21 protein-coding genes and 2 pseudogenes are annotated in these 24,569 nt (G+C 61.9%); 7 read left to right on the forward strand and 16 right to left on the reverse strand.

The features are described from left to right. Positions 1-23 precede the first annotated feature (23 nt). Complete coding sequence (locus P0R31_RS18900; protein ID WP_275515456.1) at positions 24-923, reverse strand: MBL fold metallo-hydrolase; 900 nt, start codon at positions 921-923, stop codon at positions 24-26. 49 nt (positions 924-972) lie between these two features. Then, on the reverse strand, positions 973-1,605 hold the full coding sequence (locus tag P0R31_RS18905) for a DsbA family protein (protein ID WP_275515576.1): 633 nt from the start codon (positions 1,603-1,605) through the stop codon (positions 973-975). Between the two features lie 110 nt (positions 1,606-1,715). Here P0R31_RS18905 and P0R31_RS18910 point away from each other — a divergent pair, with 110 nt between their 5' ends. Next, positions 1,716-2,612: a LysR family transcriptional regulator gene (locus P0R31_RS18910; RefSeq protein WP_275515458.1), complete on the forward strand. Its 897-nt coding sequence runs from the start codon at positions 1,716-1,718 to the stop codon at positions 2,610-2,612. A 20-nt stretch (positions 2,613-2,632) separates the two neighbouring features. Here the strand turns inward: P0R31_RS18910 and P0R31_RS18915 are convergent. The 4 genes and pseudogenes from P0R31_RS18915 to P0R31_RS18930 form a co-directional block, all read right to left on the reverse strand. Further along, positions 2,633-2,776: pseudogene (locus P0R31_RS18915) on the reverse strand (GMC oxidoreductase); the annotation flags it as partial. Positions 2,777-2,907: 131 nt separating this feature from the next. Next, positions 2,908-3,888 carry a tripartite tricarboxylate transporter substrate binding protein gene (locus P0R31_RS18920; protein ID WP_343299328.1) on the reverse strand — a complete coding sequence of 327 codons (981 nt, stop codon included), beginning with the start codon at positions 3,886-3,888 and terminating at the stop codon, positions 2,908-2,910. A gap of 73 nt (positions 3,889-3,961) precedes the next feature. Beyond that, positions 3,962-4,792 carry a VOC family protein gene (locus P0R31_RS18925; RefSeq protein ID WP_275515461.1) on the reverse strand — a complete coding sequence of 277 codons (831 nt, stop codon included), beginning with the start codon at positions 4,790-4,792 and terminating at the stop codon, positions 3,962-3,964. Between the two features lie 92 nt (positions 4,793-4,884). Then, positions 4,885-5,814 carry a zinc-dependent alcohol dehydrogenase family protein gene (locus P0R31_RS18930; protein WP_275515463.1) on the reverse strand — a complete coding sequence of 310 codons (930 nt, stop codon included), beginning with the start codon at positions 5,812-5,814 and terminating at the stop codon, positions 4,885-4,887. Positions 5,815-5,990: 176 nt separating this feature from the next. Between P0R31_RS18930 and P0R31_RS18935 the strand changes: the two genes are divergently transcribed. From P0R31_RS18935 to P0R31_RS18945, 3 genes are all read left to right on the forward strand, one after another. Next, entirely contained in the window at positions 5,991-6,692 is a 702-nt protein-coding gene (locus P0R31_RS18935; RefSeq protein WP_275515464.1) for a GntR family transcriptional regulator, read from the forward strand. A gap of 98 nt (positions 6,693-6,790) precedes the next feature. Continuing rightward, positions 6,791-7,654, forward strand: coding sequence for a fumarylacetoacetate hydrolase family protein (locus P0R31_RS18940; RefSeq protein WP_275515465.1), 864 nt, complete (start codon positions 6,791-6,793; stop codon positions 7,652-7,654). An 8-nt stretch (positions 7,655-7,662) separates the two neighbouring features. After that, entirely contained in the window at positions 7,663-8,241 is a 579-nt protein-coding gene (locus P0R31_RS18945; RefSeq protein ID WP_275515466.1) for an amino acid synthesis family protein, read from the forward strand. Between the two features lie 117 nt (positions 8,242-8,358). Here the strand turns inward: P0R31_RS18945 and P0R31_RS18950 are convergent, their stop codons facing one another. Continuing rightward, on the reverse strand, positions 8,359-8,844 hold the full coding sequence (locus tag P0R31_RS18950) for a RidA family protein (RefSeq protein ID WP_275515467.1): 486 nt from the start codon (positions 8,842-8,844) through the stop codon (positions 8,359-8,361). 233 nt (positions 8,845-9,077) lie between these two features. Here P0R31_RS18950 and hpaD (P0R31_RS18955) point away from each other — a divergent pair, with 233 nt between their 5' ends. Further along, on the forward strand, positions 9,078-9,923 hold the full coding sequence (gene hpaD, locus P0R31_RS18955; RefSeq protein WP_275515469.1) for a 3,4-dihydroxyphenylacetate 2,3-dioxygenase: 846 nt from the start codon (positions 9,078-9,080) through the stop codon (positions 9,921-9,923). A gap of 61 nt (positions 9,924-9,984) precedes the next feature. On the opposite strand, the gene P0R31_RS18960 is transcribed toward hpaD (P0R31_RS18955), so the two are convergent. The 7 genes from P0R31_RS18960 to P0R31_RS18990 all read right to left on the reverse strand — a co-directional run bounded on the left by P0R31_RS18960 (position 9,985) and on the right by P0R31_RS18990 (position 19,182). Beyond that, positions 9,985-10,848, reverse strand: a complete 864-nt coding sequence (locus P0R31_RS18960) for a fumarylacetoacetate hydrolase family protein (RefSeq protein ID WP_275515577.1) — start codon at positions 10,846-10,848, stop codon at positions 9,985-9,987. Positions 10,849-10,897: 49 nt separating this feature from the next. Then, positions 10,898-11,860: an MBL fold metallo-hydrolase gene (locus P0R31_RS18965; protein WP_275515471.1), complete on the reverse strand. Its 963-nt coding sequence runs from the start codon at positions 11,858-11,860 to the stop codon at positions 10,898-10,900. 33 nt (positions 11,861-11,893) lie between these two features. Beyond that, positions 11,894-13,363: an FAD-binding oxidoreductase gene (locus P0R31_RS18970; RefSeq protein ID WP_275515472.1), complete on the reverse strand. Its 1,470-nt coding sequence runs from the start codon at positions 13,361-13,363 to the stop codon at positions 11,894-11,896. A gap of 65 nt (positions 13,364-13,428) precedes the next feature. Beyond that, on the reverse strand, positions 13,429-14,409 hold the full coding sequence (gene hpaD, locus P0R31_RS18975) for a 3,4-dihydroxyphenylacetate 2,3-dioxygenase (RefSeq protein WP_275515473.1): 981 nt from the start codon (positions 14,407-14,409) through the stop codon (positions 13,429-13,431). A 12-nt stretch (positions 14,410-14,421) separates the two neighbouring features. Further along, on the reverse strand, positions 14,422-15,957 hold the full coding sequence (gene hpaE, locus P0R31_RS18980) for a 5-carboxymethyl-2-hydroxymuconate semialdehyde dehydrogenase (RefSeq protein ID WP_275515474.1): 1,536 nt from the start codon (positions 15,955-15,957) through the stop codon (positions 14,422-14,424). Between the two features lie 55 nt (positions 15,958-16,012). After that, positions 16,013-17,521, reverse strand: a complete 1,509-nt coding sequence (locus P0R31_RS18985; protein WP_275515475.1) for an aldehyde dehydrogenase family protein — start codon at positions 17,519-17,521, stop codon at positions 16,013-16,015. 2 nt (positions 17,522-17,523) lie between these two features. Continuing rightward, a complete protein-coding gene (locus P0R31_RS18990; protein ID WP_275515476.1) occupies positions 17,524-19,182 on the reverse strand; it encodes a thiamine pyrophosphate-dependent enzyme in 1,659 nt (552 codons plus the stop codon). Between the two features lie 297 nt (positions 19,183-19,479). Here P0R31_RS18990 and P0R31_RS18995 point away from each other — a divergent pair, with 297 nt between their 5' ends. After that, the gene (locus tag P0R31_RS18995) at positions 19,480-20,442 is read left to right on the forward strand and encodes a LysR family transcriptional regulator (protein WP_275515477.1); all 963 of its coding nucleotides are present in this window, start codon (positions 19,480-19,482) and stop codon (positions 20,440-20,442) included. 117 nt (positions 20,443-20,559) lie between these two features. Here the strand turns inward: P0R31_RS18995 and P0R31_RS19000 are convergent, their stop codons facing one another. Continuing rightward, positions 20,560-21,786, reverse strand: coding sequence for an aminotransferase class III-fold pyridoxal phosphate-dependent enzyme (locus P0R31_RS19000; protein ID WP_275515478.1), 1,227 nt, complete (start codon positions 21,784-21,786; stop codon positions 20,560-20,562). Between the two features lie 276 nt (positions 21,787-22,062). Here P0R31_RS19000 and P0R31_RS19005 point away from each other — a divergent pair. Further along, positions 22,063-22,767: pseudogene (locus P0R31_RS19005) on the forward strand (GntR family transcriptional regulator); the annotation flags it as partial. A 109-nt stretch (positions 22,768-22,876) separates the two neighbouring features. On the opposite strand, the gene P0R31_RS19010 reads toward P0R31_RS19005, so the two are convergent. Further along, entirely contained in the window at positions 22,877-24,553 is a 1,677-nt protein-coding gene (locus tag P0R31_RS19010; protein WP_275515482.1) for a N,N-dimethylformamidase beta subunit family domain-containing protein, read from the reverse strand. Positions 24,554-24,569 lie beyond the last annotated feature (16 nt).

Below are 24,569 nucleotides of genomic sequence, written 5' to 3' on the forward strand. Positions count from 1 at the left end.
TTGATCAGTTCAGATCCACCGCCTCAGCCCCACTTCATCTCGCCCTTGGCGACCTTGGACCCGATCTCGAGTGCAACGCCCATGCCGAGATTCGGAAAGCGCGCTTCCATGGCGGCCTTCAGTGCAGCCGCATCAGCGGCCTTGGTAAGCTCCTCGTCGAACGTGAGCAGATACTTCCTGGTGTGCTCGACGGCCGACAGATCGATGGCGGCGCTGGGACCCATGTGACCCGGTACAACGACCAATGGCTTGCGCGCTGCGATCTTGTCGAGGTTCGCAACCCAGGCCGCGCGCTGCTCCTTGGTGGGTGTATCGGCGGTCCAGACATGGACGCCGGAAAAGATCATCACGCCACCGAAGACGGCGTTGAGGGAGGGAACGAAGAGATAGCGGCGGTTGGCGAGGCCTTCGGCGTTGACGATCTCGATCGTTTCGCCGTCAACCGTGAGCGAGGCTCCGTCGAACGGCTCGGGCAGAACCACATCGGCAAGTGTCTGCGGACCGTTTTCCTTAAGCTGAGGGCCCCAGACCGCGAGCTTCTTCTCGACGTTGCCCTTGATGGCTGCAAGCGTCGCAGACGCCGCCAACACCCTGGCATTGGGAAAAGCTTCGCGCACCGGCTTCAGGCTGAAGTAGTAATCGGGATCGGACTGGCTGACATAGATCGTCGTGAGCTTCTTGCCCGTCGCCTTGATCGCCTCGGCGAGCGCGCGTCCGTCCGGATAGGAAAAGCCGCCGTCGATCAGCACCGCTTCCGTCGCCCCCGCGAGCAGCACAGGTGCTCGGAAAAATCCGTTGGGCCCAGCCGGAAAGTGCTTCCATGCCAGCTTGGCGTCAGCCGCATGGCCGACATCGGCGGCAGCAAACACAGCGGTGGCACCGGCAGCAAGCGTTGTCTTCATGAGTTGTCTCCTCGAGAACATTTGTCTCTCCATCGAAGTTGATAAAGTCAAAGAACGGGATATCGACCGATCAGGCTGCGCGTAGCTGTGAGGCGAGGAGTTCGAACCGGCCGAACAGCAGGCTGCTGCTCAACAGCCGGCGCGCACCGCCGATGCCGGCGACCAGCGCCGGCACGCCGTCGATACCGAATCGGGCCATGTCAGCGCGGGCGGCTTCGACGCGGTTCCGATAGACGGCCATCAGATCTTCGTCGGGCGTTCGAACGCGACGCGCCGCTTCGGGGAGTTGCGCCTCCTCGAGTACGTCGGCGACGACTTGAAGACTCGAATTGTCCCGACCATCGACGTAGCGAGCACGCTGCAACAATTTTAGCGCCTCCAGTTCGCGCGCAGGCTCGGTGAGACCGACCGCAACGAGGCCGAGCGTCGCCGGCGCCGAATCGAACAGGCCGCCGGCCTTGCCGAGGATGTTGTTTCGATAGGCTTCGGTGAAAGGCTGGGCTGTCAGCCGCGCGATGCGCTGGTCGTTCTGCCAGGCATAGGCCGCAAAGTGCTGGTCCATCGCCCGCGCCCCTTGCCCTGCAAACAGCCCCGTCGGCGCGAGCGTCAGCCTGACGTTATCGAGCCCAGCCAGTTGCTCCAGCGCGGGACCAGCGCCGTAGCACCAGCCGCAGAGAGGGTCGAAGAGATAGTCGATCTGCACCATGCTCCACCGCCACGTGTGATGTGCAGCGGGATTTAGCGGTATGTCATTGATTGATAAATGGCGTATAATAATACATATTGTTTACTCATGACTTACAATATGCAGCCATGGAAACCATCAATCTCAATCGTCTCGCCTATTTCGCCGCCGTGGTCGACGCTGGCTCCTTCACGCGCGCCGCGGAGCGGCTTGGCATCACCAAGACTGTCGTCAGCCAGCAAGTGGCTCGCCTTGAAGCGGAGTTAAAAACGGCGCTGCTGCTGCGAACGACGCGGAGGGTCGAACCGACGGAGGCTGGCCGCCTGCTGCATGCCCGCTGCATTATGATCCTGCGCGAGGCCGAAGACGCGGTAGACGAACTCGCGCAGACCAATGCGGCGCCCATGGGCGTGCTGCGTATCACGGCCCCGAACGACTACGGCACTTCGATGATTGCTCCGCTCGCGGCCACGTTTGCCAGGAAATATCCGGCTTGTAGTGTTGACCTGATCCTGTCGGACGCGAAAATTGACCTGGTCGCCAATCAGATCGATGTGTCGATCCGTGTCGGTTGGCTGAACGATTCAAGCCTGCAGGCGCGGCGGATCGGAACGTTCCGGCAGCTTCTGGTCGCTGCGCCAGCACTCGCCGGTTCGATGGACATAAGCAAGCCCGACGAGTTCGCGTCCCTGCCGTTCATCGCCAATGGAGCGCTCAACGAGCCACTGGTCTGGCGCTTCACCAAGGGCGATTTCGAGAGTCGGACCGTCCGAATGCGGCAGACGATCGCCATCAACACGACCCCCGCGGTCCTCGCGGCGACGCTCGCCGGTGGAGGATTATCCGTGCTACCGGATTTCCTGGTTGCACGGCACCTGAAGGCCCGTCGGCTCATCCATCTTCTGCCACGGTGGACGCTGCCGGCGGGCGGAATACATGCCGTCTATCCGGCCGCACGCTTTCGGCCGCCGAAAGTCACCGCCTTTGTCACGATGCTCTCGCAGGAAGCCAAACGCCCCACGTGAAGGACTGATCTCTCGGCCAGCTACGCGCCAGTTTCCCTGTCCAGGATGAACCGCGCCGCTCGTTCGCCGATCATCTTCGTCGGCGCGTTGGTATTGCCGGAGACGAGAAGCGGCATGAACGAGTCGTCCGCGACGCGGAGACATTCAACGCCGCGCAGGTCCAGATAATCAAAGCGGCCTTCACCCGCTGCTGGCCCGTCACCCAGCGAACGCAAAGGCTTGGCCAGATCTTTTTAGAAGAGAAACGGCCCTGGACGGCTAGTTTAGTTCCGGGATTTTTCCCCGCCGCGCGGGATCAGATCTTGGGGATCTTCGCCCGCTCCACCACGCCCGACCACTTCGCGATTTCGGACTGGATCAGCCTCTTCATCTCTTCTGGGGAGCTGCCACGGACTTCGCCTCCCACGGCTGTTTCCAGGCGCTGCTTGATCTCCGGGTCCTTGAGGATCTCGAGCGTGGCCGCGTTGAGCGCGGCGACAATGGCAGGCGGCGTGCCCTTGGGAGCGAGAAGGCCCGCCCATGTGCGCACGTCATATCCCTTGACTCCGGCTTCCTCGACCGTCGGGACATTCGGCAAAAGCGCGGTCCGCGTTGGCGACGTCACGGCCAGCCCGCGAACGGCTCCGCTCTGGATTTGCGCTGCGAGCAGGACCGGCGTGCCGATGATGACCGGAACCTCGCCACCAAGCAGCGAAGTAATGGATTGGGAATCCCCCCGGTAAGGCACGTGCACCATCTCGGTGCCGGCCATCGCATTGAGCAGCTCTCCAGCGAGATGGTGCGTGCTGCCGAAACCGACCGAGCCGAAGCTGAGCGCGCCGGGTTTCTGCTTTGCCATCGCAATCAATTCGCCGAGCGATTTGGCCGGATAGTCGTTACGCACCGCAATGACCAGCGCGTAGTAGACCAGCGTCGAGATCATGTCGAAGCTTTCGGCCGGCTGGTAGCTCAGACTTTTGTAAGTCGCCGCCGATATGGCATGGGCGCCCGTGACGAGGCCGATCGTATAGCCGTCGGGCTCAGCCCTGGCGATTGCGTCCGCCGCGATGTTGCCGCCCGCTCCCGGCTTGGCCTCGACGACGACGGGTTGCCCGAGCTTCTTGGAGAGCCCGTCGGCAACGATGCGCGACAGCGTATCGGCCGCGCCACCAGCGGCGAAGCCATGAAGCATTCGTATCGGCCGCGACGGGTAGTTATCCGCCGATTGCGCGGGGCCAGCAGCAATGACGCTGCAAAGCAGAAATCCGGTCGCAGCAATCCGCCTCATCCATTGCATGGATGCATCCTCCCTTTGACTTTGTTTCGTTGGCCGCGTTGAAGCGGCGGTCTTCAAGAAAAGTGCCGGCCGCCTAGCGGGCGAACTCGACGCATTCGGGTGACGGCGGCAGACCCCAGACGTCGCGCGGCAGCCCGACCCAGACTTTCGGTCGCTGCGGACGATCGCGATGCCAGGGGCGCGGATCGAAGTAGCCGAGCTCCTCATCGATCATACGATCGAGATCGTGAAACAGCTCGACGAGATGCCCATCGGGATTGCGGTGGTACACGGCCGTGTTGTGCCCCGGACCGTGACGGACGGGGCCCCAGAGAATGTTGAGCTTATTGCGAGCGAGATGATCGCAGGCCTGCTGCATGTGGGACGGGCCGCGTAGTTCAAATGCGAGGTGATGGAGGCTGCGCACGGGCGCACGGGCGAAGTTCAGCGTATGATGTTCGTAGCCGCTGCGCATGAAGACGAAGCGGTCCTCGACCCAGTCGGAGACCCGCAAACCCATGACATCAGCACAGAAGTTCGACGTCGCCAGCGGGTCGGGCGTCCGAAGCGCGACATGGCCCAGCTTGGTGACGGCGAGCGCGCCGATCCGCTCCTGCGCCGGCGTCGGCGTCCAGCCCTGAAGCAGTTCGAACCGCGTTCCTTCAGGATCGACGAACGATAGCAGACGGGAAACCCCTGGCAGGGGATCACTCCGCAGTTCTGGACGCAGATCAGCGCGTTTCAGGGCCGCACTCAGCGCCTCCATCTCGACTTCAGGGGAGATCTCGAACGCGATACTCGTCAACGCCGCCTCACCGGGCTCAATTACGAGCGAAAGCTGCTCGGAATCGCTGGCAAGAAAAATGCGATCTCCATCGCGAGCGACCAGACCGAGACCGATCACGCCGCGGTAATAGTCGAGCAATCGCTCCGAATCCGGCGAGGCGAAGGTGGCGTGTCTCAGTCGTGTAAATCGAGCAATCGGTGCCTGGGTCGTCATTGTATTCGTCCACTCTCTCAACGCGTCATGATGATCTTGCCGAGCGCGGAGCCCTGCTCCAGCAAGGTGTGAGCTTGCCTGACGTCTTCCAGCTTCAGAACCGCCGAGATCGCCGGCTTGATCGCATTGTGGCTCAGGGCGTCGATCACGTTGCGCATCAGCGCGCGACGGCCTTCGCGATCATGGTCGTAAATGTGAAATGAGAAGCAGCGCACCGCCGGGCAGATGTCGAGATGATTGCGCATCGCCGCCATCAGATTCTCTTCCGGCAGTCCGGCGAAGGCGTTGTACGACAGCAGCGTGCCCCATTTTCCGAGCACACCAAGGTAGGAAGCAAACTCGGATCCGCAGACGTGGTCGAGAACGAGACCGACGCCCGCGCCCTTGGTTAGCTCGCGGGTCCGCGCCACGACATCCTCGCTGCGGTAGAAGATGACGTGGTCGGCACCGTGACGGCGCGCGAACTCCGCCTTCTCGTCGGTGGAGACCGTACCGATCACGGTCATCTGTGCCAGCTTGGCCAGTTGCACCAGTGCGGTGCCAACGCCGCCGGCCGCGCCGATCACCAGGACACTCGCGGGCGCGCGCGGATGACGGCACTCCTGCAGGAGTGCGTAAGCCACCTGATAATTCGACAGGCACACCGCTGCTTGCAGATCGACATTGTCGGGAAGCACATGAACAGCGTCGGCGGGAGCGACGACGTAATCGGCATAACAGCCGCCGCGCTGCGATAGGTCACGTGCACTCAGCAGGACCTTCTGGCCGACTTGTAACCCCTCAACGCCAGAGCCGAGTGCGGAAATGCGGCCGGCAACATCATTGCCGGGATTGGCCGGCAGCGGCGGCATCCATTTGTAAACGCCGCGGCGGATCAGCGCGTCGGGCTGCCCCACGCCGAATGCTTCGGCACGGATCTGAACCTGCCCAACACCCGGCGTGGGCACTGGCAGCTCGACCAATTCAAGGGCATCCGGCCCGCCCGGTTGACGTACCAGGACCGCTCTCATGAGCTCATACCCCCTCCTCGGACCACTATTTTCGAAAATAATAGCGGTTACGAAAATTATTGCAAGATACTCATTGGCGCGGCATCTTGGGCCATCGATTCATGGGCAGGACCATGCCTGACAACGCCATTCGGCCCCGCAAGGAATTCGGCAAGACGATCGCCGCCGACATCACCCATCGGCTGCGCGAGGAGATCGTGACCTGCGGCCTGGCCCCCGGCGAGCCGTTGAGGTTCGACGTCTTGCGCGAGCGCTTCGGCGCGAGCTTCACCACTTTGCGCGAGGCGCTGACCGCCCTCGCCGCCGAGGGCCTGGTCGACGCCCAGGAGCAGCGCGGATTTCGCGTTGCGCCGGTGAGCCGGCAGGATCTGGTGGAAGTCACCGACGCCCGGGTCCTCATCGAAGTGGAATTGATGCGCCGCGCAATCCAGAAGGGCGATGACGACTGGGAGATTGCCGTCATCTCGACGCTTCACAGGCTGAAACGGATCGAACAGCGTGACCCAGAGCATCCGCTGCGCGATCCCGAATGGAAGATCGCCCACCGGCAATTCCACCAGGCGCTGGTCTCCGCTTGCGGCTCTGCGACCCTGCTGGCGATCCGCGCCGAACTGTTCGACCGCGCCGAGCGATACCGGCATCTGTCGGCCAATTTCCGGCCACGCCCCCGCGACAAGGCCGGCGAGCACCAGGCGATTATGCAAGCCGCCATATCGCGCAATGCCGATCTCGCCGTGCAGCTGATCGAGACGCATATCCGCTCCACCGCGGACAATGTCGCGAAATACGCCGGGCACCTGCTCGAGACCGAATAGGACGCGTCCGCATTTTTCGCTCGCGTCAGGCTTGCGTCTCCGCCTATTTTCGAAAATAATAGCCAAGATCGAAAAACGCGAACTTTTGGGGTAAAGCCATGAAGCTGCTGTCGTTCTTGGACGGAAATCGGGAAAGCTGGGGAGCCGTCGTCGAAAATGGCGTGGTCGATCTCGGCCGCGCCCTGCCCCAATATCCGACGCTCGCCGACTTCCTCGGCAGCAACGACTACGCACACCGCGAGGCCATTGTGGCCGAACACAAGCCGAGGATGGCGCTGGCGGAGGTCAAATACCTTCCGGTGATCCCGCGGCCCGAAAAGATCGTCTGCGCCGTGCGCAACTATCTCGACCACCACAACGAGGCGGTGGCTTTCGGCATGAAGCGCGAGATCACCGAGTTTCCGCCGATCTTCCTGCGGGTCTGGCGCTCGCAGGTCGGCCACAACGCGCCGGTGATACGGCCGAAGGTCTCCGACAACTTCGACTGGGAGGGCGAGCTCGCCGTCGTCATCGGCAAGGGCGGTCGCCACATCAGCCAGGACGATGCCTGGAATCACGTGGCCGGCTACTCGATCTACAACGACGTCAGCGTGCGCGACTGGCAGCGCCATGCCGGGCAAATTGCCTCCGGCAAGAACTTCGTCGGCACCGGTCCGTTCGGACCGTGGCTCGTGACGCCGGACGAGATCGGCGATCCCGCCAAGCTAAAGCTCGAGACACGCGTTAATGGCGCGGTGGTGCAGTCCTCCGATACCTCGATGCTGATCTTTTCGATCCCCCGGCTGATCGAATATTGCTCGACCATCTTCGACCTCGTTCCCGGCGACGTCATCGCCACCGGCACGCCGGCCGGCGTCGGCTTCACCCGCAAGCCGCCGATCTTCCTCAAGCCTGGCGACGTGGTCGAGGTGGAGATCGAAAACATCGGCGTGCTCAGCAATCCGGTCGTCGACGAAGCATAGAGCCGCGCATGTCCTACGATATTCGCAAGACCGCGCTTGGTGTCGAAACAATCTGGCATGAGCGCGGGCCTCGCCTGGAGAAGCCGCTGTTGGTCGGAACGGCCATTGCGGTCATCCGCAATCCCTTCGCCGGTCGCTACGAGCCCAACCTGATGCCATTTCAGGCGTCCTTGCGTGAGCTCGGGCGCGAACTTGCAACCCGGCTGATCGCGCAGCTCGGAGGCGCCTCGCATGTCGAAGCCTACGGCAAGGGCATCATCGTCGGCGAAGACGGAGAGCTCGAGCACGGCGCGGTCTGGCACGAAGCCGGCGGCCAGGGCATGCGCGAGGTGCTCGGCCAGCCCAAGGCGATCGTGCCGGCGGCAAAGACAATCGGCGGGCCCGGCACGCGTCTCATGGTCCCTCTGGGCCACATCCACGCGTGCTATGTGCGCAGCCATTTCGGCACCGCGGAGATGACGCTATGGGATGCGCCCAGACGTGACGAGATCGCTTTCGGGCTGGTGATGGCGACCGGTGGCAGGCCTCATGCGCGGATCGGCGGGCTGGCAGCGTCCGAGATCTCGGTGCACGATGGTCAGCGCTGAGGATTGACGGCGGCTCGCCTCAAAACCTGCGGGCACTGTCAGGAGCCCTCTGAATTGACAACAAGGCGACGGTTCGACCCGGCGCCTTGTATCTTCGAGCAAGGCTTCAAGCTAAAGCTATTTAGCGGTCGCCGCGATCACATCGACCTCGATCATCATGCCTGGCCAGGCCAGCTGACTGACCGCGACGAACGTACCTGCTGGCTGGGTCGATCCGGCGAAAACTTCGCTCCGGCACTTTCCTGCCTCTGGAAAGGTCCTGATATCGGTCACAAACGTGGTGACCTTGATAACATCGTTCAAAGAACCACCCTGCTTCTCCAGGATACGCTTGATCTTGTCCCACGCGTACCTGCATTGTGCGCCGAAGTCGCCAACGTGCTTGATCGCTCCGCCGGAGGTTGCCGCCTCATCTTCCGCGCCGATACCGCCCAGGAACAACAGTCGTCCCGGATTCTTCACAGTCACCACTTCTGAAAAGCGGCCCTTGGCCCATTCACTATAGTTGTAGCTCTGTTTCTCGTAGCCGCCTGCATCCTGCGCCACGGCCGGTGAAGTCACTGCTGCCAACAACAGTGCCGCTCCCGCCAATTTGTAAACCACCTGCCTCACCTGAATTACCTCATCTCGATAGCATATAAGGGGCCGTAACCGCGCCCGCGCAATCATGCAGTCTTTCGAGCAGGGCGTGGCCTCACAATCGATAGTTTCTTTGTAATCGATAAGCTGCGCTTAATGATCAAGCGGCGCTCGACACTCCTGCATTTGATCTGCATTAAGGATCGCAGCGGCCAACACAAATACGATCACTGGATCAACTCAAAGAGGAGGCGTCCATGGGTGACATCGTATTGGCGGCCAAGATTGCGCACGTACCTTCGATCATGATTTCGGAGCGCGACGGACCGCTGAAGGGAAAGCGAGCAGCGGCCATTCAGGCGTTGCGCGAAATCGGCAGGCGCGCCCGCGACAGGAAGGCGGACACGTTCCTCGTATTCGATACCCATTGGATCTCGAATTTCGGGTGTCACGTGAACGCAAACGCGCGCCATCGCGGCGTCTATACCAGTCATGAAGCGCCGCATATGATCCAGAACATGAATTACGACTATCCCGGCGACCCCGAGCTCGGTGACGCGATCGCAGCCGAAGCGACGAAGCACGGTCTCCAGGTCCTGGCACACAAGGTGGAGACGCTGCCGCTCGAGTACGGCACCATCGTGCCGATGCACTACATGAACGAAGGCGGCTGGGCGCGCGTCCTTTCGGTTGCCGCGCCGATCTTCGCCAGCGTGGAGGAGAACCGCAAGTTCGGTGCGGCCTGCGCTTCCGCAATCGCCGCCTCGAACCGCAAGGTAGCCGTCCTTGCCTCCGGCTCCATGTCGCACAAGCTCGTTGCCAACGAGCAGGTCGGCGACAGCCAGTGGGAACAGATCGGCAGCGAATTCAACCGCCAGGTCGACTTGCGCGTCCTCGATCTATGGAAGGAACGACGCTATGCGGAGTTCGTCCGCATGCTCCCGGAGTACTCGACCAAGTGCAATGGCGAGGCCCTGATGGCCGACACGCACATGATGTTCGGGTTGCTCGGTTGGGACGCATACACGGGAGAAACGGAGCTGCTTTGTCCCTACTTCCCGTCATCTGGCAGCGGCCAGATCATCGCCGAGCACCATATTTGAGGCGACGAACGACAGCGAGGCTGGCCAGACCAGCCTCGGTGTCAGCTGCTTGGCTTGAGGACTACCGCTCCTCGGCGACGACGGTGTTGCGCAGAACGCCGATCCGAGTGGATTCCACCTCGACGACATCGCCCGGCTTCAGCCAACGCGGCGGATCGAACCGCGCTCCAGCACCGGTCGGCGTGCCTGTCGCGATCATATCGCCGGGCTTGAGGGTCGCGAAGGTGGAGAGATAGCTGATGAGATAATCGAACGGGAACATCAGCCGCTCGGTCGAGTCGTGCTGCCGCAATTCGCCGTTGACGCGGGTGGCAATGTCATGAGGTCCGCGCGGATCGCATTCGTCCGCCGTGATGATCCAAGGCCCAATGCTCCCCGACCGATCGAAGTTCTTTCCCTGCGTAACGTTGAATTTTCCATGCCGAAGCCAGTCCCGCACACTGCCCTCGTTGCACAGCGTCATTCCGAAGATATGCGACCAAGCCTGCTCACGCGGAATGTGACGACCGGCCTTGCCGATCACGATCACGAGCTCGCCCTCGTAGTCGAACTCCTCGGACACGCGCGGTTTTTCAAGTGGCTGGCCGGAGCCAACCACTGAAGACGGAGCACGGACGAACAGGCTGGGGTACTTCGGCAGGTCAGAATTGTCCTTGTACTCCTCGTTGCGATCGTTGTAGTTCACGCCGATACACCAGAGCTTCTCGGGATTGGTGATTGGCGGCAGGAGCGTCAACTGGTCGAACCGATGATCCGCGACCTGGCCAGCCACCGCCTGTTGCGCGGCCGGGAGCGCCTCGGCCGCTATCAGAGCCTTCAAATTGGGAAATTCGGCGCCCATCCGCGAAGTCAGATCGATGACTCCGTCGCTCGTCACCGAGCCAAACCGTTCTTCGCCGTCTTGCAGGTAGCTCAGCAATCGCACGATGACGTCTCCTCGACCATGATCGATCGTCGCACCAGGCGACGCATGACTAGCGTCCCGCCTTGCGTTCGATATCCAGCCGCTCTTCCGCTCCCTTGCGCAGATACGCCAGCTGATCGAGCAGACCCTGCGGGTCGACAAGAGGATTCGGCTCGTTTGGTGCGCGCGAGATGACTTTCTCGCGGAGCTCGGTCAACCCGTTCGAGAACGGATGCGTCGTGAGATGCACCCTCACAGGATTGCCGGGCTGCTCAACCAGCTTCTTGATCTTGTCGAGGCTCACAATGTAACCTTCGACCTGCTTCGAATTTTCGATCGCATTGAGCCCGAGCCCGCCGATCGTGATGGCGCGATAAGTTTTTGTGCTATCCTTCACGTCGTAGGTGTATGACGCTGTGCCATGGGTATGACCAGGGGTCTCCAATACGCCGAACGTGTTATCGCCTAAACGGATGACATCTCCGTCCCCGATGACGACATCCCGATCGATCATTGACCACCGACGCGGCGTTCCTTCCGACTGCTTCGCTCCCGCGATCGCTTCGCTCCAGCCGGTCTTGGTCATCACGAACTTCGCATTCGGCAACAGAGGCTTGAGTTTGGCGGCTCCACCGACATGATCGAAGTGCCCATGCGTCATCAGCACGTATTTTATGTCGGCCAGGTCGACGCCGACCCTGCGCAAATTGGCGATGAGCTGATCGACATGAGGCTCGTGCAACGTGTCGATCAACACCACGCCGTCACTGGTGCGTATCACCCAAGACGAGACCCAGCAAACGCCGACATAATAGACGTTATCGAAAGCCTTCCAGGGCTCGACGTACTGGGCCTTGGGATTGTTCAGCCAGGCCCCCAGCTCGGGCGGCATCTTCTTGGTGCGGCCAAACTCTTCGAACTGCGTCAGGATTTCCTTCGACGGACATCCCTCGAACGGCTGCGCAAGGGCAGCCGTTCCCAATGACGATGTCAGGGCTACAATGGCGCCCGCGAGAAGAGACTGGTATTTCATCGATGTTCCTTTCGATGCTAACGGACGAGCTCATCACACGGATGCCAACGGCGGTTCTGGGAAAAGCTTGCCTGGATTGAGAATTCCTTTCGGATCGAGCGCCATCTTGAGCGATCGCATCACCTCCAGGGCCTGAGCACCGTGCTCCTGCTCCAGAAAGCCACGCTTTCCGAGGCCGACTCCGTGCTCTCCGGAACACGTCCCGCCCAACGCGAGACCGCGCGCGACGATCTTGTGGTCCAGCGCGAGTGCTCGCTCGACTTCCACGGGATCGTCGGGATCGACCAGGATGCAGCAGTGAAAATTGCCGTCTCCAACGTGGCCGGCAATTGGTGCGATCAATCCGGACGCGGCAATATCCTCTCGCGCCCCGAGGACAGCTTCGGCAAGCCGCGAGATCGGCACGCATACGTCGGTAGCAATGCCCTTCGCCCCTGGACGCAAAGCGATTGCGGCCGGATACGCCCGGTGTCGGGCGGTCCACAGCCGATTACGTGCCTCGGTGCCGCTGGACCACACGAAGCGAACTGCTCCAGCGTCATTCGCCATAGTCTCGACGAGTTCGGCCTGCTCTTTCACGCTCGAACTATTGCCGTTGAATTCAAAGAACAGGGTCGGCACCGCCTCGTAACCCTCGAGCCTGGAATAAGCGATGCTCGCTCCCATTTGCACGTCATCCAGAAGCTCGACGCGCGCAATCGGAATACCGAGTTGCATCGTCATGAAGACTGTCTCGACCGCCGCGGCCAGGGTTGGGAATTGCGCCACGGCGGCGCTGGTTGCCTCAGGTATTCCGTGAAGGCGCAAACGGATCTTTGTGATAACGCCGAGTGTTCCCTCCGAACCGATGAAGAGGTGGGTCAGATCGTATCCGTTGGCGGCCTTCCGCACGCGGCCGCCGGTCGAAATGAGCCGGCCATCTGCGAGAACGACATCCAGCCCAAGTACATTTTCCCGAATGGTCCCGTATCGCACCGCATTCGTACCGCTTGCGCGAGTCGCACACATTCCCCCGATCGTGCATTCCGCACCGGGATCGACCGCAAAGAATAGGCCGGCGTCGCGGATGAAGCTATTGAGCTGCTCGCGCGTGACGCCCGGCTCGACCAAGCAATCCATGTCCTCCCGATTGACCTCGATGATCGAGTCCAGCCGCGTGAGATCAACGCTTACTCCGCCGCAAACGGCATTCACCTGCCCTTCGAGGCTCGAACCTGCGCCGAACGGAACAACTGGCACCCCCTCTCGATGACAGAGCGCCAGAACTTGCCTAACCTCGTCGACTGTCTCGACGAAGACGACGGCATCCGGCAAATGAGGCAAGGTGGGGCCCTCGCCGTGCGCGTGCTGTTCGCGCAATGACATGCTTGTCGACAGCCGGTCGCCAAGGAAACCGCGCGCTTCTTCGATCACGATCGCCACTTGTTTGGCCGACACGCGCGGCGTTGCGACGGACCACGTCGCGTCCAGCAGGGATGTCGCTCTCTTAAAGGCTTCAAGCATTTCTTCGACCGGGCTCCTGCCCCAAATGATGCGACAATCTTGGGCCGTTGCCGAGCCTCGAAGTTTCAGGGGGCTACAATCGGGGTCGCTTTGAGCTTCGACGCCACGGGACTGACCTCGCGAAAGATGCTGCCCTCTTCGAACCAGGAGCGCGGCGCGGGAGCACCCCACAAGGTCTGCCGCTGCGGATCCTTCAGGTCCCACCGGATCGGCTCGAGGTCCGGATCAACGGTCTGATAGTCCGAGCAATAGATCTCTGTCCGATGACCGTCGCGATCGCGGATATAAAGAAAGAAGGCGTTCGAGATGCCGTGCCGGCCCGGACCGCGCTCGATGTTTCCGACGTAGCCGGTCGTTGACATCACATCGAGCAGGTCGATGATATTCAGCGGGGTCGGCACCCAGAACGCGACGTGATGGAGCCTTGGTCCGAGGCCATTTGTGAACGCAATGTCGTGAACCCCACCTTTGCGATGCATCCAGGCCGCCCAGAGCTCCGATCCGTCCTCGGTATCGGTATATTCGGTCATCCGGAAACCGAGTGAGTTGTAGAACTCAACCGAAGCCCGCACATCCGGCGAGAAGCAGTTGAAGTGATCGATCCGCAGTGGCCGCACGCCCTTATAGAGTGAGTACTTCTGATGGATCGGAGGCAGCCGATCCATCTGCGCATAGAATTCGAGGGGAATGCCGAGCGGATCCCGCGTTCGGAACGTACGGCCCTGATAGGGCACATCGACCCACGTTGTCGGTAAACCCATCCCCTCGAAGAACGCCTTTGCGCGATCGAGATGATCCTCATCGTACACCTTGAAGCCGAGCTCGTTGGCAAGGCCGCTGGATCCTTTTTCAAGAATGATGCAATGGTGACCGCGCTCCTCGAGAGCGCGCAGGTAGATGCGGCGGTTGTCCTCAGCCGTGACCTGGAGGCCGAGCGTATCGGCATAGAAGGCGCGCGCAGCTTCCAGATCGGTCACCGTCAGCACGATATGGCTTAGCCGAACGATGTTGAAAGGCGGATACAAGACACTCGCAGGAATTGCCATTGTTCTTCCCTCTCACACCCCAACGCGTGGAATCTTGTGACTGTCGTAGGCAATCGCGATGTTCTTCGTCTCCATGTAGAAGTCGAAGGAATAGTCTCCACCATCACGGCCGATGCCCGACTGCTTCACGCCGCCAAACGGCGTCGGCAGATGGCGCACGTTCTCCGAATTGACCCAAATCATGCCGGCCTCAAGATCGCGCGCAACGCGATGCGCACGACCCACGTCGCGTGTCCAGACGTAGCCGGTGAGCCCATATCGCACATCGTTGGCGATCTTGGTCGCCTCGGCTTCGTCTGCAAACGGGATCATGGTGAGGACCGGCCCAAATATCTCCTCCTGCGCGATCCGCATATCGTTGGCCGCATTCGTGAACAGGGTCGGCTCCACGTAATTGCCCGCTCCTCCGCAAGCACGACCGCCGCCGACCGCGACCGTAGCCCCGGCGTCTCGCGCCAAACTCGGATAGCTCAATACTTTCTCGGCGTGCCGCGGATGAATGAGCGGACCGATCTCGGTCGCCGGGTCGAGGGGATGTCCGACCTTGATTGCAGCGACACGATCGGCGGCCTTCGCGGCGAATTCGGCGTAGATCGACCTCTGCACAAGCGCCCGCGACGAGGACGTGCAGCGCTCGCCATTCAGCGAGTAGATCATGAAGAGCACCGCATCGAGCGCCCGATCCAGATCGGCATCATCGAACACGATGACTGGGTTCTTCCCGCCGAGCTCGAAGTGGACGCGCTTCAACGTCGCAGCGCCTTGCCGCATGATGTGCGAGCCCGTGGTGGTTTCGCCGACGAAGGCAACAGCCTTGATCGCGTCGTGCTCGGTCAGCGCCTTCCCCGCGCTCTCTCCTAGTCCGTGAACGAGATTTACGACGCCAGCCGGACCACCATGCGCGCGAATGACCTCGTCCATGATCTCGGTCAGGATCACTGCCGAAAGCGGACTCCACTCGGCCGGCTTGTGGACGACAGTGCAGCCTGCAGCGAGGGCTGGCGCGATCTTCCAGGTCGACAGCATGAACGGGGTGTTCCAGGGCGTGACAACCCCCACCGGCCCGATCGGCTGGCGCATGGTGTAATTGAGATGGTCGCCGTCCGGCAGCGACAACCCGTCGGCAGCGCCAGGGGCGCGGTCCGCATAAAAGCGGAAATTTTCAGCGCCTCGCAGCGCCGCCTTCGCCATATAGCGGATCGGCTGTCCGGTATCCGACGATTCGACCAAGGCGATCTCGTCGGAACGAGCCTCGATGGCATCGGCAATGGCATGGAGGATCGCGCGGCGCTTCGTGCCCGAGATGTCCCGCCAGATCCGGAAAGCATCGGCTGCAGCCTGTGCAGCCTTGGCGACATCCGCCGCGTGACCGGATGCAACAGTGCATTGTTTGGCATTCGTGGTCGGGTCAAGCGTGTCGAAGGTCTCTCCGGAGTCTGACAATGTGCGTTCGCCATTGATGAGATGCGGCACGGTCGCTCGCGCAAACCTGTCGAGGAACGACTCCGCGCTCTTCTGATTGGCCGCAAGCGTCTTGGGCTCGCTCATCATTGTTCTCCCGGTGGACGACGAGTATTAACTGGGCCGATTGCTTCTGTGCTGGCTAAAGCGCCAGGCAGATCGCCTTGGTTTCGAGGTAGTTCTCGACAGCAACGGCTCCGTGTTCGCGACCGAGACCGGATTGCTTGTAGCCACCGAAAGGCATGTTCGGATCGACCACATTGTGCGTGTTGACCCACACCGTGCCCGCCTTCACGGCATCCGCAAAGGTGAAGCAGCGATCGATATCGCGCGACCACACCGAGGCAGAGAGCCCGTACTCCGTGTCGTTCGCCTGAGCGATCGCGTCGGCCATGTCGGTGAATGGAAGCAGAGTAACCACCGGTCCGAAAATTTCCTCGCGCACCAGCGCGTTTGTCTTCTTGGCGCCGACAACAACGGTCGGCTTGACGAAGTAGCCAACATCGCCCGCTGAAGTTCCCCCTGCTGCAATCGTGGCGCCCTCAGCCGTGCCTCTTTCAATCAGGGAAAGAACACGTGACTGCTGCTTGGCCGAAACAAGCGGATTGATCTGGCTGGCAGGATCGAAGCCAGAGCCGATCTTCAGACCGTTGGCGACGCCGACAAAGGTCTCAACCACCTTGTCGAAAATCGATTTCTGGATGTAGACGCGCGAACCGCACGTGCAAACCTGACCTTGATTGAAATAGACGCCGAGATTGGCGGCGAGCCCGAACAATTCGGGATTCATGTCATCGAACATCACCATCGGCGATTTCCCGCCGAGCTCGAGCGAGAAACGCGTCATATTGTCGATCGCGGCATGGCCAATGAGCTTGCCGACCTCGGTCGAGCCGGTGAAGGCGACCTTGTCGATCCCAGGGTGGGAGCACAACGCCGCACCGGCCTCGTGACCATAGCCGGTCACGACATTGACGACGCCCTCGGGAAAACCGACCTGCCGGATCAGTTGCCCAAGCCTGAGCGCCGTCAACGGCGTCTCCTCTGCCGGTTTCAGGACGACAGTGCACCCGGCAGCCAGCGCCGGCGCAATCTTCCAGACCGCCATCAGGAGCGGGAAGTTCCAGGGAACGATGGCGCCGACGACGCCAACGGGCTCCTTCCGCGTCATCGCGCGATAGCGGGTGCCGGGCGGAATCGGAATCGAGACGTCGAGCGTTTGACCGTAGATCTTGGTCGCCCACCCCGCCATGTAGCGCAGGTGCTCGGCGGAAGCCCCCACCTCGAGCGCCTGCGCAATACCGATCGATTGGCCGTTGTTGGCCGTTTCCACTTCTGAAAGCAGCTGACCGTCGGCTTCGACCGCATCCGCCAGCTTGAGCAGAAGTCGTTCGCGATCGGCAGGACGATACTTCGACCACGATCCTTCGAGGGCAACGCGGGCTGCCGCCACCGCCGCATTGATCTCCGCTTTGCCTCCGGCGGGCACCGCCGCAATGACCGCCCCGGACGCCGGATCATGCACTGGAATTTCCGAGCCACTCCGCGTTCCGACGTCCTGCGCGCCGATCAGGAGGTTATGCTTGCTCGAGAGGAAGGCCCTGGTGGCCTCGCTCACGGGCAGAGCTGCGATGCGGGTTTGGATTGTCATGCTCACTCCTTGATCATGTCCGGCGACGATCGGCTGCGCTGGGCTCGGCCGGGTGATATGAACGGCCAAGGGCTCATTTCGGAGCCTTTTTCAATCGGCACTTCGATGAGCGCCGGCGAGTCGAGATCGAGGGCTTTTCCGAGCGCGCGCTTCAGGGCTTCCGGCGATGCGGCACGATAGGCAGGCATGCCGAAGGATTCGGCGAGCCTGACGAAATCCGGATTGGTCAAGTCGGACCCGATGTAGCGGCCCTGATAGGACTGCCGCTGATCGCGCAGAACGTTGCCGTATGACGAGTTGTTGAAGACGATGGCAACGACGTTGATGCGGTGGTGGACCGCGGTGGCCATCTCCTGGAGTCCGAACAGAAACCCGCCATCCCCGGAGACGGAAACCACGGCTTTGTCCGGATGCGCGACCTTGACACCGAGCGCGCTGTTATAGCCGAAGCCGAGATTGTCCTGATATCCGCACGTCACGTACTGCCGAGGTCCGTACACGGGAAAACCAAATCGCGCCGTGAAGCCCATCTGGCTCACTTCCTCGACGAAAAAGCCGTCGCGAGGCAGTACGGCGCGAATAGCATCGAGATGGGCGATCTGGGGCTGCACCTCCGAGAAGGCGCTCTGCGCCTTAGCCTTGATCTCGAGGAATTCGTCGTGGCGCGAGCCAGGTGACACTCCGCTGATCGCGGCAGTCAAAGCCCTGGTGCCTGCCGCTGCATCCGCCACAATGGCAACATCCGGCTTCAGACGGACCATCTCGGTCGGATCGATGTCGATACGGATGACCTTGAGCCCCGGCGGAAGCCACCGCCAGCGCATGTATTGCAGCTCGAGACGACTGCCGATGCCGATCAGGAGGTCGACGTGCTTCCAGTGCTCGAAGGCTGCGACCGAATTGAACGCCAGGGGATCGTCATCGGGCAGGATCCCCTTGCCCGAGCGGTGCGCCGTGACGGGCGCTTGAAGGCGCGCAGCCAGTTCGGCGACTTCGGGGCCGGCATCCGCAGCCCCGCCGCCGACCATGATGATCGGATTCCTGGCCTTTGTGATCAGTGCCGCGGCCGCGGCGATTGCATCGGGATCGATGGCCGGCGGAAGATTGGGAACGCCGACTGCCACTGCGCCGACCGGTCCTTTCGCTCCGAAAACGTCCCATGGCGCCTCCACGGCAACCGGTCCGGGGCGCCCCGACAGCATGCGCGTAAACAGATTCGCCATGGTGTCGGAGACGCCGCTTGGATGGCTGATGCGCTCTGCGCCCTTGATGAAGCTCCGCAATGTCGCAAGCTGATCGGGCAACTCGTGGAGCTGGCCGCGCCCCTGCCCGATCAAGTGCGACATGATGTTGCCGGTGACGCAGAGAACGGGAGCATTTGCGCCGTAGGCGGTGCAAAGTGCGGCGCCGGAGTTGAGCACGCCGGGGCCGGGCACGACCGAGTAGACCCCAGGCTTCCCGGTCGACTTGGCATAGCCGTAGGCCATATAGCCGGCGCCTTGCTCGTGCCTGGTATGGATGAAGCGCAGCTCGGCACTGCGGCCATAGAGAGCGTCGTTGAAGTCATACATGTGCGCGCCGGGGATACCGAAAACCGTATCCACCCCGTGCGCGATCAGAGACCGAGCGATCTTCTCGCCAGTGGTTTCGTGCTCAATCATTTCCGATGCTCGTCTCGACGGAGGGCACGAGGTATGGGCCTGCAAGGCGACGAGAAGAATCCCGCCGGTGATCGGCTAACGAGTGAGGGCGGCATAGGCGCCGTCCGAGGATCGAGCACAGTTCCCTCCCGATGCCACGGCGGTCGCTTCACATCCGTGAGCTCCGCTCTTCATCATTGCCACTGAGAGCCGCCACGACCGCTGTCGTGGATTGGCACGGCAAGTCTTGCGCGGGCGAACGCTCCAGGACAAACGATCGATTCTTTTCAATTGATCAGGAATGCTTAATAATGAGACATGTCGCTCACCCGCACCACGATCCGGCAATTCGAAGCGTTCGTTGCAGTCGCGGACACTCTCAGTTTCTCGGCCGCTGGCGACCGACTGGGCCTGACATCGTCGGCCGTGAGCCAGCTCGTAAGTGAGCTCGAGGCCATTACGGGGTTTCGCGTGTTCGACCGCAGCACGAGACGCGTTGCTCTATCGAGCGCCGGCCGCGAATTCCTGGGCATTGCCCAGACTGTCCTTAGGCACGTACAACTCGCCGAGACTGCCGCTGCAGACGTTCGCAATCGCGCCGCAGGCGTGGTCCGGATCGGCGCCCCATTGATCCTGGCGAGCGCGGTATTGCCGGCGGCCGTACGCGAATTCAGGCGAGAGCGTCCGAATGTTGCCATCCATATTCGAGACGTACCCGTCGATCTGACCGTGGATCGGGTCGGAGCGGGAGATGTCGACCTGGCGGTAGGGCCCGACCGCCCTCCCGATCCAGCCGTCACCCGAGAGGCGATCTTTCGCAGCCCCTGGGTGCTATGGGTTGCGTCGGAACACCCCTTGGCGGCCAGGAAGGTGCTGAGCTGGGACGACCTTCGCAACGTCCCCCTCGTCGCCGCGAGCCGAGATCACGAAGTCAGCGTTGCGCAGATGCGGAGCTCCGCTCCGAACACAAGTCCGATCGCTCCGCCGCAGATTGTCGACAACATCACCACGGCCCTTGGCATAGCAGCGCAGGGGCTCGCTGCCACGCCTGCTCCGGCTTATGTCGGAGTCGTGGCTCGGCCGCTGGGACTCACGATGCGCCGCATCACAAGGCCCGAGACCGTGCGCGAGGTTTGTCTCTATCGGCCTTCACGGCGCTCGATTCCGCCGGCGGCCGAAGCCTTCGCTGAGTTTGTGATTCAATGGATCCGGGAATGGAATCTGGAAGCACAACATGACAAGCCCCGCCCGGCGCGCAAGGCTGCAAGGAGGAGCGACTGAGTTCTCCCAGTTACGTTGAATACCCGCCGGCGACGGGTAATAAACAATCAATCATTTACTGGTCGCACCATGGGCTTATCCGACCGAACATGGGCATTCGTCGCACCATTATTCTCTTCAAAGTGCCGCCACAGTTGCAAAGCCGTGCTCCGCGGCCTCGAGTGCAACGGCGATGTCGGCCTCGGTATGGGCGGCGCAGAGGAACATGTTGTGCTTGGGATGGAAGTAGACACCTCTTGCAAGCATCGCGCTGCAAAACGCCGAACCTTTCCGATAGTCCGGGTCCCCTTCAAACAAAAGCGTCGGCATTTGCACTGGCCCCGATTGACGGATCGAAAGACCGAACTGATGGGAGCGCGTCTCGAGGCCATCACGCAGCGTTTGTCCGAGCTGCCCGAGGCGGGTCGGAACATCGTCCCTGCGTACTATCTTCAATGTCGCGACGGCAGCAGCCATGGCGACGGCGCCGGCCCAGAATGACCCCGTGACAAAGACCTGGGACGCAGCACGACGCAGCCAATCGGCTCCGGTCACAGCCGCCAGGGCATAACCATTGGCGATCGCCTTGCTCCAGGCGGACAAGTCGGGCCGGACACCAAGGCCTTCCCAGCTACCCGCGGCATTCAGGCGGAAGCCGGCGCGAACTTCGTCGATGAGCAGCGCGGCGCCCTTGCTGTCACAGATGCGACGCGCCGCACGGGCGAACTCTACGGTTGGAAGTTCCTGGTCGATCCCGAGATCGTGGCGAAATGCCGAAATCAGAATCCCGGCAAGATCATCACCCGCCGCCTTGGCCGCCGCGTCGAGGCTCTCGACGTCGTTGAATGTGAAATATGCGAGATGGGCGCGATCCTCCGCGGTCACACCGAGAAGCGACGGTGAGCACCACGGCACGGCACCATGATAAGCGCCCTTGGCGACGAGGATCTTTCGGCGACCCGTTGCAGCTCTTGCGATCGTGACGCACGTCGTCGTCGCATCGGTGCCGTTCTTCTGAAACTGCGTCCAATCGGCATGTCCCACCATATCGACGACAAGCTCGGCCAACTCAACCATGACTTCGCCCGGACCATTGAGGCAGTCGCCGTCACGCCGCTGACGCTCGGCAGCTTCCTCCACCTCGGGATGGTGGTGGCCGAGCAGGTTGGGACCCCAGCTGCACATGAAGTCCACGTAGCGGTGACCATCAACATCCCAGAGCACGCCGCCCTCGCCGCGGCTGAAGAACTGCGGATACGTCTCGGGCAACTTGGCCGCGTGGAGATGTCCCCACATTCCGCCTGGCACGACCTTCTTGGCGCGCGCCCGCAGGGCAGCATCCCTTGTCCTGGTCAATTCCGGCATGCCTTCTTCTCCTCTAGTTTTGATATATCATATATTATGTTCTCGGTTACAAGGGGGATTGTTGCTTTGCCTGACCCGGGCCGTCGAACCTCGGCTGGCAGAGGCCCCACTCCGAGCTGACGAATTTGGGGTTTCGGGAGGACCTTAAAGTTTCTGTCGTAGAAGAAGCGCAGACGGTCGGCGCGCAAGAACGATCTCCTATATTATATATGAAATGGATTCGAACCCGTGTCGGCGCGGATAGCCGAAACGGCCCAGACCTTTCGGGGACCGAGAATGGTTGACGTTGAACAGAGACCTGGCGAGGGCGGCGTGGGCCCGGTGGCTCGCGACAGCCTGACAAGCCTGGTTTACAACAATCTGCGCCAGGCGCTGATGGAAGGCCGGTTCTGGCCGGGCCATCGCTTCAAGATCCGTGACCTTGCTGCGACCATGAACGTGTCGGAGACGCCCATTCGCGAAGCCCTGATGCAGCTCGTGCGCGGCCGCGCGCTCGAGATGCAGGCGGGACGCTCGATCATGGTCGCCCACATGACGGCCAAGCAGTATATCGAGCTCAGGACCGTCAGGCTGTTTCTCGAGGGACTTGCCGCCGAGCACGCAACCACGCGCATCTCGGAAGCCGATATCGACAGGATGGAAGCCACTCACCGCGAGCTGATCAGCGCGGAGAAGGAGCATAGATGGTCCGACGCCGTTCGCGCCAACTGGCAATTCCACCGCGGTCTCTATGATGGATCGGGGCTTCCCGAAGTGCTCGCCATCCTCGACGATATCTGGATGCGGAACGGACCCCTGTTGAATTTCCATTACCCGCACGCCCCCCCGACCTATCCTAACGAACACCAACATCTGTCGGTTCTCAAGAATCTGCGGCAGCGCCGGCCGGACAAGGTTCGCGAGTCGATCCAGGCGGACATGATGGAGGGTGGCCAGAATCTCGTCCGGTTGCTGGAAAAGCATGGCGGTACGCGCTTCATGACTCCCGAGACGGCCGTGGACGACGACGTCGAGATGGAAGCGACGAAGACGCGCGCCGCGCCAGCTGCCAAGGCAGCAGGCGCGAAATCCAGGCGTCGTTGAAAGCTGCTCACGCGGAACGGGGCGCAGTGAAGCGATCCAGGATGTTGCGGGTGATCCGCTGCGTGAACGGATCGCCGCGCTTCAGTCCCATCACCCATTCGCAGGTCGCGGCTGTCAGCACCTCGCCCTTGCCGCGGGTCATGTGCACCATCATGCCGGAGCCGTATTTGTAGCGGGCCAGACCCTCGGGCGTGACCTCGCCGGTGATGCACTCCACCAGGCCTTCGTGGTCGCTGCTGCGTACGTAGTAGCGGAAGCCCTCACCCTGCGGCTCGTCTTCCGCCAGGACGGCCGGCGCCATCGCCAGGATCTGGATGGTCTCGGGCTGCCCTTCGACCGGAACCGGAAAAGGAAGACCGTTGCGGAACGTGTAGTCCAACCCGTCGACCTCGTAGGCGAAGATGTGCTGCTTGTCGCCGAAGACGTCGGCATAGTGCAGTCCCGTGCCGGCAAACGCCCAATGCTCCGGGCGATAGACCGTAAAGCCTCTTTGGCCGTTCGGCGCAAATCCGCCCCAGGATGCATAGAGGCCGTGCGCGCCGTTCACGCCGACCGTCGAGGCGCCCGGCCAACGGACGTTGCGATCTTCCCAGGCAGACGTCATCAGGCGCGCGCGGTCCGTACCGACGATCGGATCCTTGTGGATGGCTTTGAACTTGTAGCAAACTTGGCGCTTGCCGTCGTCCTCGAGCCGGATCTGCCACAGGAAATTCGCGCCGAAGCGCGCGAGGCGCCCGCCGCCCTCCACATAGCGCTCGATCGCCTCGCGCATCTCCCATGTCCAGTACTCGTCATGGCCGATGATGGTGACGCAAGGGTAGGCGTCGAGCAGCTCGGGCCGGTAGTGAAGATCGGTCTGGGTGATCATGTCGAGCGCGTGGCCTTCCTTCTGCGCCCAGAGCACGAAATGCCGGTCGTACTGGGCCCAGCCCGCTGCCGCGTAATACTGGCCAAAGCCGTTGGAGAAGGCCCACTCCTTCATCGGGTAGCGGGGCGCGTCGCCCATCTCGGGCGCGGGATCAGCGCAGATGCGCGGTGCGCCTGACGGCAGCCAGACCATGCCGCGCGTCCATGGCCGCTGCAGCGACAGCACCGGCGACGGCTCGTCGCTGTCAGGACCTTCGACGCCGAAATAATGATTGGCACCGCCAAAATCATTGTAGGCGGTCCAGGTGCCCGTCGGCAGGATCATCAGTATTTTCGCGCGCCGCGTTTTCTCCGTCGGCCGCACGACGAAGAAATGATGCTGGATGAAGCGGGCCCCATTCGCTCGCTCGCACGACGAGACCACACGATAAAAGCCCGAGCGCAGATCCGGCGGCAGCGTCCATCGGTGAGCGACGGGCCAGTTGCAGCCATTGCGATAGGCATCGGACGGCGTAGCCGCGAACACGCCGTCAAGCACATCGATCTCATGCACCATCTCGGGCTCGAGACCGTCGCGATAGATCTGCAACCGCCAGGCCTTTGCTGTTGTCGAGGAGCGAAAGACAACTTCGTCTCCCGGGTCGTAAGACATCGCATCGGTATAGGTGTAGACTTCCCCGACAGAGGGATCGCCGCGCGGAACCTCATACCAGGGCTGGCTGGCCCAGTGCTCGTCCGCATGCATCGGGCGCGCCTTGCGGGGAGCGACGTTGACGGATCCCAATTCAGGCGGATGAAACTCAGGCTTGTCCGACATGACAGCCTCCCTGGTT

It is taken from the genome of Bradyrhizobium yuanmingense (genome assembly GCF_029167105.1).
GTDB classification, from domain to species: Bacteria; Pseudomonadota; Alphaproteobacteria; order Rhizobiales; family Xanthobacteraceae; genus Bradyrhizobium; species Bradyrhizobium yuanmingense_A.

Excerpts from the sequence above, each read along its gene's own strand:
- P0R31_RS18965 (WP_275515471.1), bottom strand. The coding sequence starts at position 11,860 with ATGAAATACCAGTCTCTTCTCGCGGGCGCCATTGTAGCCCTGACATCG.
- P0R31_RS18935 (WP_275515464.1), top strand. The coding sequence starts at position 5,991 with ATGCCTGACAACGCCATTCGGCCCCGCAAGGAATTCGGCAAGACGATC.
- P0R31_RS18900 (WP_275515456.1), bottom strand. The coding sequence starts at position 923 with ATGTTCTCGAGGAGACAACTCATGAAGACAACGCTTGCTGCCGGTGCC.
- P0R31_RS18970 (WP_275515472.1), bottom strand. The coding sequence starts at position 13,363 with ATGCTTGAAGCCTTTAAGAGAGCGACATCCCTGCTGGACGCGACGTGG.
- hpaE (WP_275515474.1), bottom strand. The coding sequence starts at position 15,957 with ATGAGCGAGCCCAAGACGCTTGCGGCCAATCAGAAGAGCGCGGAGTCG.
- P0R31_RS18990 (WP_275515476.1), bottom strand. The coding sequence starts at position 19,182 with ATGATTGAGCACGAAACCACTGGCGAGAAGATCGCTCGGTCTCTGATC.
- P0R31_RS18985 (WP_275515475.1), bottom strand. The coding sequence starts at position 17,521 with ATGACAATCCAAACCCGCATCGCAGCTCTGCCCGTGAGCGAGGCCACC.
- P0R31_RS19010 (WP_275515482.1), bottom strand. The coding sequence starts at position 24,553 with ATGTCGGACAAGCCTGAGTTTCATCCGCCTGAATTGGGATCCGTCAAC.
- P0R31_RS18995 (WP_275515477.1), top strand. The coding sequence starts at position 19,480 with ATGTCGCTCACCCGCACCACGATCCGGCAATTCGAAGCGTTCGTTGCA.
- P0R31_RS18910 (WP_275515458.1), top strand. The coding sequence starts at position 1,716 with ATGGAAACCATCAATCTCAATCGTCTCGCCTATTTCGCCGCCGTGGTC.
- P0R31_RS18940 (WP_275515465.1), top strand. The coding sequence starts at position 6,791 with ATGAAGCTGCTGTCGTTCTTGGACGGAAATCGGGAAAGCTGGGGAGCC.
- P0R31_RS18945 (WP_275515466.1), top strand. The coding sequence starts at position 7,663 with ATGTCCTACGATATTCGCAAGACCGCGCTTGGTGTCGAAACAATCTGG.
- P0R31_RS18920 (WP_343299328.1), bottom strand. The coding sequence starts at position 3,888 with ATGCAATGGATGAGGCGGATTGCTGCGACCGGATTTCTGCTTTGCAGC.
- P0R31_RS19000 (WP_275515478.1), bottom strand. The coding sequence starts at position 21,786 with ATGCCGGAATTGACCAGGACAAGGGATGCTGCCCTGCGGGCGCGCGCC.
- hpaD (WP_275515473.1), bottom strand. The coding sequence starts at position 14,409 with ATGGCAATTCCTGCGAGTGTCTTGTATCCGCCTTTCAACATCGTTCGG.
- hpaD (WP_275515469.1), top strand. The coding sequence starts at position 9,078 with ATGGGTGACATCGTATTGGCGGCCAAGATTGCGCACGTACCTTCGATC.